We start from the raw sequence: 12,524 nt of genomic DNA, 5'->3' as shown, positions 1-12,524 counted from the left end.
TGCTCATGCCAACGGCCTGCTTGCGGGCCGGCCTGTCGCTCACCCGGTTCAGCGAAGCTGAACCCAATTCCCTCCGCTTCGCTGCGGGAATTGAAAACGTGTCAGCCCTCGCTCCGCTCGGACTGGAGGCCTCACTTCGCTCGAGCCTCGGGACTTGACGCTACGTCACTCCGTCGGCGGAGCAGCTCGATTGAACTCCTCCGCTCCGCTCCGGAGTCAACTAGCAGACTGTGAGGAGCGCCCAGTCAGGCACGAGAGGTCCACGGCGACATGGGCGAGAGATTGCGGGCGATGCTTCAAAAGGAGTAAGAGATAGATACTGGAATGAAATTAGCTCAGTGCTTTAGGGGTAAATGGCACGTGTCCCGTCTCCGTCGATCTGGTCCCAGTCTCAAATGGTCTGGTCCGATTCGCTCGGCGTCTCAGATGATCTGGTCCGCCAGGGCTGCCAGCAGGTGTCAGAATCCGGGCAGTTCCATGGGGTGCGGGTCGCGGGAGTCTCCACGCATGGAGCGTGCAAGCTCGGAGACGTGTCGTGCCTGGGCGGCGGACAGACGCCGCCCCTCCCACAGCAGTGCTGCGGCATCCACGGCCGCCGGGGGCGGAGGCGGTGGCGGCTCACGCAGAATGACGCCCGTCAGCGCGGCCAGGTCGCGGGCGTCGATCGCCAGCAGGGCAGCGAAGTCCGTCACCAAGCGCGGGGTCAGCTCCTTGCGATCAGAGCCGATCACACCGTAAGTGGCTGCCGACAGGTATGTGGGCGTCACGACCGCAAGCGTCATCGCCATTCCCGTCCAGTTCAGGTTGCGGTACTGGAGCATGCGGATGACCCAAGCGCCGGGACCGCCGGCGAGGGGCATGAGCGGCTTCGGGGCGAAGCTGGAACGCCGCATCTCCTGCGGCAGTGAACGGATCAGCTGCAGGAGCTCACGGCGTCCCGCTGCGGGGAGACGCACCGCATCCGTCACCGTGCTCTTCACCCACATCGCGGCCGTGGCGTCCAACGGCGCCATGTCGTCCGGGACCGGCAGCCTCGCGAGGATGAACAGATCGACGGCGTGGAAACCTAGTGCGGGCGCAAGTCGTCGGAGCAGTTCCTCGCCGGGGGTGTCCCCTGCGATCACTGCGCGGACCTCGTCTGCGTTCAGCCCAGCGCGGTCGGCCAACTCCTGCGCGCCGAGCTCTCTGTGCTCTAGCAGCCATGCCAGCATCGCGCCGAACCCGGGGTGCTCTGTCATGCCCGCAGATTAGCCAGAAGCGCGAGTTCGGCGTCGGGGTCGACCGGGATTTGTGCAGGAACGTGCGGACGGGACACCCGTCGGCGGGGGACGGCGTCAAGTCCCTGCTGGCCTGCGTCGACCAGACTGTTTGAGACGGGTTGTCACCTTTTCGAGTGACGGAAACCGGCTCTCTGTCATGGGCGTCCTTGGGGTGCATCACCCTCGCGATGAAGGGGAGATAGCGGCTGGGGTGTCGGTGGACGGTTCGGCGTTGAGGGTCTCTGCCGGGGAGTATGCCTCGGGCGTCGAGGTCGGGTTCGTCGACGCCGACGGTGTCGAGCGTTCCGGGCCGTTGGCGTGCTGGTGGGGGGGAGCCCTTCGAGTTGGCGTCGCCGGTGCGGTCGTTCGGCTCGTTCAAGGGGCAGAAGAACTTCACTGGTGAGTACTGGGCGGCGACCTCGCGGACCCAGGTGGGCTACGAGTCCTGGGTGGAGCGGGACGCGGCGATGGCGCTGGATTTCGATCCCGCTGTCGTACCCAGGCACCTCGCAGAGGACATCGGCCTAGCCTGCCGGACGGTGGAAAACGTCAGGTGGACCGCGGGGGCGATTCTCATCGATCTGTCCACATGGATTCTTATCAGCGTGTCCAGTCCTCGACTGAGAACGGGACAGCTCCCTGAGATTCGAAGGCTGTCCTGTACTAGGTTCGGGCTGAGCACGCTGGGGAGCGTGACAACGATGGGGGTATCGGTGGACTTGCGCAGGTCGTGGTCGCAGATGCCGTCGGCAAGCCGCAAGGTCTGCGCAGCGATGTTCCCGTTGGGCCTGCTGCTGGTCATGGTGGGCGTTCTAGGCGATCTTGCGGGCTGGTGGGGTGATTTCGCCTTCGCCACGAACGTACTGTCGAGTTTGGCCGGTGTATTGCTGGGTGTCCCTTTCGCGCTCTTGTTTATTGACCAGTTGACGGTTGCCCGCACCGAGCTCACCGAGCAGCGGGCAGCGAGCCAACGCGCTGCTCTCGCGGCAGACGGCCTTGGGGAAGCTGTGGCTCTCGCTCTCCGCGAGGAGCACCAGCAATCCGCTTCCGAACATCTGCAGCGTCTTGTGGCCACCACCATGGCAGCCCATCAGGTCCTGAAGACACAGCGCAGGCGGCTTGGCGACGAACTGTGCCAGTTCGTGGAAGACCCAGACCCGTTCATGGTCCTTAGTTTTGAGGCTGGCCTTGTGAGCAGGGGGGTCGTCGAGCGGGCGGAGGAGCGATATCTTGCGAGCGAGCCGGATTTGAGCAGCATCATTAATGCTGTCGTGACAGAATTCGACAAATGCGACAACGAGCTTCGAAGTGCGATTTTTCCTGCGAGCGAGGAAGTCTGGCGGCGCTGGCACGAGCATGTCGAATTCGAGTGGCAGGCTCTTGAGCGGGATAACCGTCCACGCCTGCAAGCGGCGGGCCTCCAATGGCTTCCACTTGGACGGGTTGCCTCTGTGCGTGCTGCGCTGAAGGGCATTGGGGATACAAGATTTATCGTGGCGATCGATTCCACTGACTGGAGCGATGGGGCCGTTTGGGAGGAGCGTCTGGTGGCTGGCCAGGTGTATCGAACCTTTGATCAACTGCTTGCCATCGTAGCCGATGCACGGGATTGGGCGGAGAATGTTGCCAGCCTGGTGGAGAACGCCGAGTGGGCAGCAGGATTCTTCAGGCAACAGACACCAGAAAACGTCTGAGGTGGCCCTTATGTTGCCCGATGCCTCAGGTGATGCGCCGTATTAGCTGCGTCCGTTGAAGTCGCCGCCATAGCCGTAATCTGCACCGGCCGAGCGGAAGAACACCGTTTCCGCTGGCATCACTAGCGAAAGCGGACGCGGTTCTCAATCTTTCTATCCGGGCATGTTTCCTTGGGGTGGAAGTCCGGGTTGGCTTCTCGGTGATTTCTTCGTGATCTTCCTCATTAGCCTCGATCGTTCATGAGTCCTCGTCGGTGTTCTGACGCGGGCTGTGTGCGTGTGGGCTGCCGTTTTGTTGGGGCGGGGCAGGCTGATGGCCCGGTTGTCGCGTCGGGTGTGCGCCGGGTTCCACTTTCCCGGTGTGGTGGTGCGGATCGTTGGGGCGGTTGACGTGGCTGGTCAGCCGGGGCTCGGCAAGGCCTTGAGCTGGTCGATTGCCCGGGTGATCTCGTCGGTCCAGGGCCATCGGGCGGTGAAGCGGAGCCAGCGGCGGCGGCCGGTGTTCACGAGCTGGGCGGCAGCGGAGAACAGCCGCAGGCGGAGCTTCTTGGGCTCCCAACGGCGGGTCTTGCCGGTCAGGGCGAGCATCGGCAGCCAGGCAAGGATGTCGAGCGCGAGGGAGACGATCTCCAGCCAGATCCGGTTCTGGGCGGTGTCGTGCAGGGGCAGGTTGCGCAGGCCGGTGTCGCGGGCGTTTCGGATGCGGTCCTCGCAGCGGGCCCGCCGTCGGTGACGCAGTTCCAGATCGGCGAGCTGGCGGCCTGTTGTGTTGGTCGCGAAGCAGGTCAGCCGCAGTCCGTCGAGGTCGGTGAAGCGCAGCTGGGCGCCGGGGTGCGGGCGTTCCTTGCGGACGATCAGCCGCATTCCCTTCGGCCAGGTGGTCAGGTCGGGCATGTCGGTGATCTCCGCGACCCAGGCGCCGGGCCGCTCGGTGCCGCCTGCGTCGTAGGCCGGCGTCCATGCCTTCTTCGGGATCTTCAGCACGGCCTGGTGGATGGTGTCGGTGATGGTCATTCCGACGGAATACGACAGCCACCGGCCCGGCTTGGAGAGCCAGTCGAGGAAGGCATGGGTGCCGTCGGCGGAGTCGGTGCGGATCAGTGTCCGCCGTCCCCGCCGCAGGTGCTTTGGCAGTTGGGCCAGGGCGAGTTGGGCGGTGGTGATGTGGTCGGCGGCGGTGTTGGAGCCTGCGTTGCCGGGCCGCAGCAGGGCGGCCACCGGCTCCCCGGACCCGGCCGAGCCGTGGTCGACGAACGCGACGAGCGGGTGGTGGCCGAAGGTCTTCTTCCAGGTCGCGGTGGCGTCCTGCTTCTCGGAGTGCGCGAGGACCAGCACCCCGTCGATGTCCACGATCACGCTCGTCGGCGGCCGGACTGTTCGCGCCGGCCATCTCCCAGACCCGTGTCCGCACTTGGGAACGTGCGCCCCGGATCGCCGCAAGGGCCTTCGGTCCGGACGCGGCGAGAGCGTCGATCAGACGGGAGACCGTCGGATCGGAGGCCACCGGGCCGAACACGTCGGGTTCGGCCCGCAGTATGCCGACGTCAGCCAGGCAGTCCCCGCCCAGAGCCGTCGCGAGCGCGATATCCAGCAGGATCTTGCCCGGATCGTGCACCGCCCGCGGCCTGCGCCACGACGTGAGTGCCGCCGATATCGCAGTGTCCAGGCCGGACTTGCGGACCGTCTCGACCAGCAGCACCGCCCCAGCCTGCGAGACCACCCCAACGCCGCCGCCCTCGACACGGACACGTGGATACGACCCGCTACGCTTCTTCACCTGGAGAGTGCTTCTTTCCTTGCAGCTGACAGGACCCTCGACAAGTCCCATCGTTGCAGGTCAGCAGCACTCTCCACTTATTTGATCAAGACCCGGACAGGCCCACTCGCGAAAGCCCGAGGCTAGTGTTGCGGGTCCACTGCGGCCCGGTGGCGCAGAAGCTCTTCCTTGAGGTGCGATGCCAGCCGCTGAGGAGTGTCCTGTTCGAACAGGAGCGCCGCAGGGAGGCGTAGCCCCGTGGTCTCCCGCAGCCGGTTGCGCAGGGCGAAGGCAGTCAGCGAGTTGAGCCCGATCTCCCTGAACGCCCGTGTCATCTCCACCGCGTCGGACGACGGGTACTCCAGTACGGTCGCCACGTCCGCCCGTACGAGGTCCATCAGCAGGGAGTCCCGCTCGGGGTCGGGCAGACCCGCCAGACGTCGCTTGAGGAGGCTGAGAACTCCCGACGGACTGCCCGGCTGCCCCGCGGAGCGCCGGGTCGGCGTCCGCAGCAGACCGCGGAGCAGAGCGGAACCCTCCCCGGTGACCTCCTCCGGGTCGAGGACCGCGAGGTCGAACCGCACGGGCGCGACGGCTGCCGTGTCGAGACGGCAGGCTGTGTCGAACAGGTCCAGGCCCTCCGCCCAGGACAGCTCGGCCAGGCCTGCCTGACGCGCCCTGCGCGGTTCTACGCCCGTCGGCTCCGCTCCGTCCCCCGCGTCCCACGGACCCCAGCCCAGCGAAAGCCCGGCGCGGCCGCCCGCCCGCCGGTGCTGCGCCAGTGCGTCCAGGAAGGCGCTGAGTGCCGCGTGGCCGCCCCGGCCGAGAGCCCCCAGCGTCGCACCCGGGATCTCATCCACGACGCCGGAGTCCTTACGGCACTCCACACCCCGCGTCTGCTCCTCCAGATCCTTCGTCGAGAACCGCCGCTTCGCCGCATTCCGGCTCATCTTCCGACCCGCCCCGTGCGAAGCCGAGTTGAACGACTTCGGGTTACCCAGACCACGGACGATGTACGAGCCAGTGCCCATCGAGCCCGGGATGATCCCCCACTCACCCGACCCCGCACTGATCGCCCCCTTACGCGTGACCAGCAGATCCATCCCCTCGTACCGCTCTTCACTGACATAGTTGTTCCCGCGCGCACGCGAGGGCCAGCTTGCCTGGGCGTACCAATCGGACGTAGTCACGGCCGGTGGCGACGCAGGTGCTTGGCAGCTCTCCGCTGCTGGCCCTTGTCCACGTCCGGGTCAGTCGCAAGGCTCTCCACGATGTCGAGTGCGCGGGGATCGTCGAGGCTGAGGAGGAGTTTCGCTGCGTCAACCCGCGCTTTGCTCCAGTGCCTCGATTCGGTTGCGATGTCCACCAGCGCATCGATGCACAGCGAGTCGGGGTTGACCAGGAGTCGGCAGCAATCACGCGATGCTCGGCAAGGAGGTCGATGTCGGCACCAGTGACGAGGGCGCTCAGCAAGGCAGCGGCGCGAGAGTCACCCAGCATGCCAAGGGTCGCAGCTGCCTCCACCCTCTGCAGGCCGCACACCTGTGATCCGTAGTAGGTAGCGGCCATGCTGTGCCGCTGCGGGTGATCAAAGAAGTACGTAGCCATCATGTGTGCTGTTTTCGTGCGCCGCCTGTCCAGTTTGCCCGTGCTCAGGTTGGCTCGACCCGAGGCGAGCTCGGCCAGGATGTCCAGGCCTCGTGGATCACCCAGGACCGCGAGTCTGCGGGCTGCGTCCACACGGAGGGGGCCCGTAAGCCCGAGACCTGCGGCGAAGTCGGCGAGGTGGTCCCTGCCGCGTGGATCTCCGAGAACCGAGAGCATCTGGGCTGCGTCTACTCGCCGGCGTCGATCCCTCCGTGCCCGGGATGGCTCTGGATCCCAGCGCTCCCAGCTTCGTATCGCTGGTTCCACCGAGCGAAGATCTGCCACTGTTGCCGCTCCAGCGCAAACAGGGCCTCGCTCACGGGCCACACACAGTACTCGTCAGGCGCTCGGGTGATGTCGACGTCGTAACACTGGAAGTAGTGAGCCACTCCATCGATGTCGACGAGTCCGACGCGGGGGCCGTCGTACCAATCCAACTCGACACAAACATGCGCAAATCCATCTGCGATCAGCTGCTGTTCGTCCCAGGTCTCAGCCACGCGGGCAGGCTACTGGCGATACTTACCTCCGAGTAAATGACCACGATCTACAGCTGGGGTACGTACGACCGGCAGGGCAGGCAGACGTAGAAGGTCTTCGCGTGGGCCATGCGGTCATAGGTAGGCTCCCGCACCCGGTCAAGGCCGCGTATCACGCCTGATGCGGGTGTAGCGTCCCAGCATGCCGTGGTTTTCGACCGGTGCGGCCGCTGCACTTCTGGCAGCAGCGCTGGTGTTCTTCATTGCTGCCGGGCTCCTGATGCTGCGCACCGTCGGCAAGCGGCAGTTCCTCGGCACGGCCCAGGAGCAGGCGACGTACGAGACACTGCACACCGCCTCGCTCGCGGCACCCCCGCTGCGGGCCACGCTGAACGCGGACAGCGCGCGACGGGCCGGGCGGCATCTGCGGGCGCTGCTCGATGTACCCGCGCTGGCCATGACGGACGCCTCCGGCACCGTGCTGGCCTGGGACGGGTCCGCGCCGGAGCCGGGGCACGACCACAGGGCAGCCGTGCCCGAGCACGCGGGGCGGGCCCTCGCCGCCGGACGCACCGAGGTCATCGGCCCCGGCGATCCACCCTGCAACAGGGCCGACTGTCCGCTGCGGCAGGGCGTGGTCGTGCCGCTGATCGTGGCCGGCCGACCGGAGGGTGCGCTCGCGGTATACGCGACCAATGCCTCCACCGGCCTGGTCCGAGCCACCACGGAAGTCGCGCGCTGGGTGTCGACCCAGCTGGAGCTGGCCGAGCTCGACCGCTCGCGCGCGGCCGTCGCGGAGGCGGAGGTGCGCGCACTGCGGGCCCAGATCTCGCCTCACTTCATCTACAACTCGCTGTCGGCCATCGCCTCCTTCGTCCGAACCGATCCGGCACGGGCCAGGGAGCTGCTGGTGGAGTTCGCGGAGTTCACCCGGTACTCGTTCCGCCAGCACGGTGACTTCACCTCCCTTGCCGAGGAACTGCGCTGCATCGACCGTTACCTGCTGCTGGAGCGCGCTCGGTTCGGCGGCCGCCTTCAGGTCTCACTGCGCGTGGCACCCGAGGTGCTCTCCGTGGTGGTGCCCTTCCTTTGCCTGCAGCCCCTCGTCGAGAACGCGGTCCGCCACGGCCTGGAGCGCCGCGCTGGCACCGGTCACCTGGTGATCACGGCGGAGGACGTCGGCAGCGAGGCGTGGATCAGCGTGGAGGACGACGGCACGGGGATGGATCCCGAGCAGTTGGCCGAGACCCTGAAGGGCGAGACGCGGGACTCCGCGACGGAGCCGCCCGGCTCCGAGCCTCGGCGTGAGCCGGGGATCGGGCTGCGCAACATCGACGCGCGATTGCGTCAGATCTATGGGGACGCGTACGGGTTGATCGTGGAGACCGCGCCCGGTGCTGGAACAAAGGTGCGGGTGCGGGTGCCGAAGTTTCACCCGCAGGCGGTCCAGAGCGGGCCCGGTCAGGACTGACAGCGATCGTGCACATCCGGTGCGTGTCGGGCGGGAGGAAGGCTCCACCGCATGTTGGGGAGCGTTAGCCTGGCCATATGCTCCACGTTCTCGCGGTGGACGACGAGGTACCGGCTCTGGAGGAGTTGGCGTACTTGCTTCGCCGCGACCCTCGCGTGGGCGAGGTGCGGACCGCAACTGACGGCGCACAGGCGCTTCTCGACATCGACCGGGCGCTGGAGGGGGGACGACCGCTCGACGCCGTCTTCCTCGACATCGGCATGCCCGGCCTGGACGGGGTGGCCCTCGCCCGCGTGGTCTCCCGTTTCGCCCGCCCGCCGGCGGTGGTGTTCGTGACTGCGCACGACGACTACGCGGTGGACGCATTCTCGCTGCATGCCGCCGACTACGTGCTCAAGCCGGTGCATCCGGAGCGGCTGGCTGAGGCGGTGCGCCGCGTCGCCGCCGCGTCGCACGGTGCAGGAGACACGGCGGAGCGGGCCACCGCGAGCCCGCCCGAGGAAGCGTCGCAGGCCGCTTCCGGCCCTCCTGACGAGGTCATCTGCGTGGAGTTGGCGGGGGTGACGCGCTTCGTCCGGCGAAGTGAGGTCCTCTACGCCGAGGCACACGGCGACTACGCGCGCCTGCACACCCTTTCGGCCACCCACCTGGTGCGGACATCCCTGGCCGCTTTGGAGGAGCGCTGGGGCGATGCCGGATTCGTCCGCATCCATCGCACCTATCTCGTCGCCCTGCGCCAGGTCCAGGAGCTGCGTATGGGGGCCGGACAGGCGTGTGTGCGCATTGGGGATGAGCTGCTGCCGATCAGTCGGCGCCACTTCCGTCAGGTCCGGGACCTTCTGGTACGGCACGCCGGGACCCGCCAGTCCGAGGGGCAGCGCCCCGGCGCGGTGCCCGCCACCGCGGCCCCGTCGCTTCCTCGCACCTCCCCCGACCGCCGAGGTGCGAAGTGACCGACGGCCCGGAACAGTCGCGCGGAGATCTGGGTGCGGACAGTGCTCCCATCCGCCGCGTCATCGTGGCCCACCCCCGGACGCTGGCCGCCCTCGGTGGCAGGCAGCTTCCGGCAGGCGGACGCGAACCGGTCACCGACGACCTCGGCCGGCAGACACCACTCGGCGACATCTATCTCCGCTCTCTCATGCGGGCCCAGCTCCGGCTCGGGCTCGCTGTCGTAGGGGTCCTCGTCGCCGTGCTCGGCGGCCTGCCTTTCCTGTTCCTGGCCGCGCCCGCCCTGCGGAACGCGATTGTGGCGGGAGTTCCCGCCCCATGGCTGATCATCGGCGTGGCCGTGCACCCGGTGATCCTCACACTCGCCTTCGTCTGCCTGCGCCACGCCGGGCGGAACGAGCACGACTTCACGGACCTTGTCGAGCGCTCATGAGGGGCATCTGCCGAAAGCGCGTCGTGGAGGCTGGAACCCCGTGAGCACCGCACCGCCCGTGGCAGCCGTGGCCGTGGTGTGCGTCGCTACCGCCCTGTTCAGCGTCTACGGCCTGCGCCCGGGCCGTGCCACATCGGACTTCTACGTCGCCTCGCGTGCCGTCTCGCCGCTGCGCAACGCTTCCGCGATCGGCGGCGAGTACCTTTCCGCGGCCTCGTTCCTGGGTATCGCGGGGCTCGTGCTGGCCTTCGGCGCCGACATGCTGTGGTACGGCGTCGGCTACACCGCCGGGTACCTGGTGCTCCTGGCGTTCGTCGCGGCCCCACTGCGCCGCTCCGGGGCGTACACCGTGCCGGACTTCGCCGAGGCGCGCCTCGAGTCCACCCGGGTGCGCCGCCTGACCGCCCTGCTGGTGGTGTTCACCGGCTGGCTGTATCTGCTGCCGCAACTGCAGGGCGCGGGCCTGACGCTGCGTACCGTGACCGCGGCCCCCCTGTGGGTGGGGCCGGTTGTCGTCACCGCCGTCGTGATGGTCACGGTTGCCTCCGGCGGAATGCGCAGCGTCACCTTCGTCCAGGCGTTCCAGTACTGGCTGAAGTTGACGGCACTCGCCGTGCCTGTGATCTTCCTGCTGTTGGCCTGGCGCGCGGACGGTGCGCCCTGGCCGGGTGGCGACACCCCGCCGCGGTTTCGCGAGGCGACGACCGTCTCCGTGCAGCAGAGCATGCGGGTACAGGTCGAGGAGCCCGTGACCGTCGCGGTGAGCGGCAGTCTCGACGCGCATCGCGTGGACGGCACACGGGTACGCCTCGAGCCGGGCGAGCACCGGATCGGCGAGGGCACACGCGTGGTGTTCCCGGCCGGGGCCGACGTTCCGCACCCGCAGGGGCAGCCCCCGCTCGACGGCCGGGACTGGTCACGCCCGCTGTCGGGCACCGACCACCCGGTGTACGGGACGTACTCGCTGCTCGTCGCCACCCTGCTGGGCACCATGGGGCTGCCTCATGTGATCGTGCGCTTCTACACCAACCCCGATGGAGTGGCCGCCCGCCGCACCACGTGGGCCGTGCTGTGGCTCCTCGCCGCGTTCTACATGCTACCCCCGGTGTACGGGGCGCTCAGCCGCCTGTACACCCCCGAACTGCTCATGACCGGCCGTACCGATGCGGCCGTACTGCTGCTACCCGACCGGCTGGTGGGCGGAACGGGCGGAGTACTGCTGGGCACGCTGCTGACCGCGGGCGCGTTCGCGGCGTTCCTGTCGACGGCATGCGGACTGACCGTCTCGGTGGCTGGAGTGCTCGGGCAGGAACTGGAGCGCATGTGGTCGGCTGCCAGGGCACGAGTGATACGGCGGCGCGGGCTGGTGAGCAGGCCGCGCCGCGCCGGGTCCGAGCGGCGGATCGAGGCCCGCGACGTGCTGCGCCTGCGTCTCGCGGGCGTGGCTGCGGCCATCGTGCCCTGCGTGCTGTCTCTCGTCGTCGTGCACCGGGCAGCGGCGGACGTCGTCGGGCTGGCGTTCGCGGTTGCCGCGTCATCGTTCTCCCCGTTGCTGCTCCTGGGCATCTGGTGGCGGCGACTCACCCCGCAGGGCGCGATGGCGGGCCTGCTGGTCGGCGGGGGAACGACCATCGGCGCGGTGGTCGTGACCATCGCCGGAGACCCGCCGGGAGGGTGGACCGGGACGTTGCTGAGCCGACCGGCGGCCTGGAGCGTGCCCCTGGCGTTCGCGGTGATGATCGGGACATCTTGGCTGACCCGTCGCAGCATCCCTCCCGGAACCGCACGTGCGCTGGCCCGGCTTCATGCCCCTGAGTCACTGGCCCCGTCGCGCCGACCGCGCTGAGTGGCCGTGCACCGTCGCCTACGGACGCCAGGCAGCTCCGGGCGTCAGCAGCTAAGGGCGTCAGGCAAGGGCCGGTGCCCATTGCGAGCCGGCGCAGCACGGTGATGGTGACAGCTCGGTTTCGTGCCCGTGATCAGGGGTTTTGACGGCGAGGGTGGCCCAGACGAGTTTCCCGCCGCGAGGCTTGGCCACGACACCCCAGCAGCTGGCCACGCACTGGAGGATGAGCAGGCCGCGGCCGTGTTCTTCCGCAGCTGCCGGGGAACAGGGGGCGGGCACGGCGGCAGGGGACTGGTCGGTGACGGCGATCAGCAGCTGCGGCTCCGCCAACGTGCCGCACTTGGCCAGGTGCACCGTGACGGTCTCGGTACGGCCGTAGAGCACCGCGTTGGTCACCAGCTCGGAGGTGATCAGGGCTGCGTCCGCTGCCAAGTGGCCCAGGTTCCAGCACCGCAGATGGGCGGTGACCTCCCGGCGTGCGGTGGCGATGTGCGCCGGGTCGGCGGCCAGGGCCAGGTCGACGCGGTTGCGGTGGGGGTTGGACGGCTCGCAACTGGAACTCGGAGCCCTGGCGGCCAGGCCCGATACCGGTGCGCGGGCGACGGTGGTAATCATGACCGGGTGCTTCCCTTCGGGCGCCACTGGACCGGGAGAAGTCCGTCGCGCCTCTGTTGGTGTCGCGGCCCTGCAAGGTCGGAGCCGCTGTCGCCCGTGTGGACGACGGTTCCTGCTGGTAGCGGCAGTCCCTGCATTTCCTGTCTACGCCGTCCGAGGCATGCCGTGTGCCCATCCGGACTCCAGACATGCCGAGCGGGCGGCCCGTTGCGACGGACGGATCGGTGAGCGCGGTGAGCGGCCGTGATGGCACGACGAACGGCACAAGGCACAGCCGCACGGGCCCGTTCGCGCTGATCAGCGGCCCGTGACACTGCCGTCTGCGCACTAGGACCTCTCGTGGGCCGTCGGGGGAGAAGCCAGGCCGGGCCAT

Annotated in this window: 9 protein-coding genes and 2 pseudogenes; 5 read left to right on the top strand and 6 right to left on the bottom strand. The window is 68.2% G+C overall.

The annotated features are described in order from the left end of the window. Positions 1 to 458: 458 nt before the first annotated feature. The gene (locus tag SLUN_RS38385) at positions 459 to 1,238 is read right to left on the bottom strand and encodes a hypothetical protein (RefSeq protein ID WP_254709898.1); all 780 of its coding nucleotides are present in this window, start codon (positions 1,236 to 1,238) and stop codon (positions 459 to 461) included. A gap of 365 nt (positions 1,239 to 1,603) precedes the next feature. Between SLUN_RS38385 and SLUN_RS40425 the strand changes: the two genes are divergently transcribed. Then, positions 1,604 to 2,953: a hypothetical protein gene (locus tag SLUN_RS40425; protein WP_175313288.1), complete on the top strand. Its 1,350-nt coding sequence runs from the start codon at positions 1,604 to 1,606 to the stop codon at positions 2,951 to 2,953. Between the two features lie 399 nt (positions 2,954 to 3,352). On the opposite strand, the pseudogene SLUN_RS38375 reads toward SLUN_RS40425, so the two are convergent. From SLUN_RS38375 to SLUN_RS38365, 4 genes and pseudogenes are all read right to left on the bottom strand, one after another. Next, positions 3,353 to 4,730, bottom strand: a pseudogene (locus tag SLUN_RS38375) (IS1380 family transposase). Positions 4,731 to 4,852: 122 nt separating this feature from the next. Then, positions 4,853 to 5,569, bottom strand: coding sequence for a beta-ketoacyl reductase (locus tag SLUN_RS38370; protein ID WP_257153961.1), 717 nt, complete (start codon positions 5,567 to 5,569; stop codon positions 4,853 to 4,855). Beyond that, positions 5,549 to 5,845, bottom strand: a pseudogene (locus SLUN_RS41950) (RtcB family protein); the annotation flags it as partial. The pseudogene SLUN_RS41950 and the gene SLUN_RS38370, both read right to left, overlap by 21 nt. Positions 5,846 to 6,544: 699 nt before the next feature. Continuing rightward, complete coding sequence (locus SLUN_RS38365) at positions 6,545 to 6,856, bottom strand: hypothetical protein (protein WP_108154419.1); 312 nt, start codon at positions 6,854 to 6,856, stop codon at positions 6,545 to 6,547. 181 nt (positions 6,857 to 7,037) lie between these two features. Here SLUN_RS38365 and SLUN_RS38360 point away from each other — a divergent pair, with 181 nt between their 5' ends. The 4 genes from SLUN_RS38360 to SLUN_RS38345 all read left to right on the top strand — a co-directional run bounded on the left by SLUN_RS38360 (position 7,038) and on the right by SLUN_RS38345 (position 11,536). Beyond that, positions 7,038 to 8,306 carry a sensor histidine kinase gene (locus tag SLUN_RS38360; RefSeq protein ID WP_108154418.1) on the top strand — a complete coding sequence of 423 codons (1,269 nt, stop codon included), beginning with the start codon at positions 7,038 to 7,040 and terminating at the stop codon, positions 8,304 to 8,306. A gap of 77 nt (positions 8,307 to 8,383) precedes the next feature. Continuing rightward, on the top strand, positions 8,384 to 9,259 hold the full coding sequence (locus tag SLUN_RS38355; RefSeq protein ID WP_108154417.1) for a LytR/AlgR family response regulator transcription factor: 876 nt from the start codon (positions 8,384 to 8,386) through the stop codon (positions 9,257 to 9,259). Further along, on the top strand, positions 9,256 to 9,690 hold the full coding sequence (locus tag SLUN_RS38350) for a hypothetical protein (protein WP_108154416.1): 435 nt from the start codon (positions 9,256 to 9,258) through the stop codon (positions 9,688 to 9,690). Before SLUN_RS38355 ends, SLUN_RS38350 begins: the two co-directional genes overlap by 4 nt. Positions 9,691 to 9,730: 40 nt before the next feature. After that, complete coding sequence (locus tag SLUN_RS38345; RefSeq protein ID WP_108154415.1) at positions 9,731 to 11,536, top strand: sodium/solute symporter; 1,806 nt, start codon at positions 9,731 to 9,733, stop codon at positions 11,534 to 11,536. 60 nt (positions 11,537 to 11,596) lie between these two features. On the opposite strand, the gene SLUN_RS38340 is transcribed toward SLUN_RS38345, so the two are convergent. Further along, entirely contained in the window at positions 11,597 to 12,151 is a 555-nt protein-coding gene (locus SLUN_RS38340) for an ATP-binding protein (protein ID WP_108154414.1), read from the bottom strand. Positions 12,152 to 12,524 lie beyond the last annotated feature (373 nt).

Source organism: Streptomyces lunaelactis, from assembly GCF_003054555.1.
Taxonomy (GTDB): domain Bacteria; phylum Actinomycetota; class Actinomycetes; order Streptomycetales; family Streptomycetaceae; genus Streptomyces; species Streptomyces lunaelactis.
Note: the sequence above shows the minus strand (reverse complement) of the source record. Positions and strands in the feature narration are given on the sequence as shown.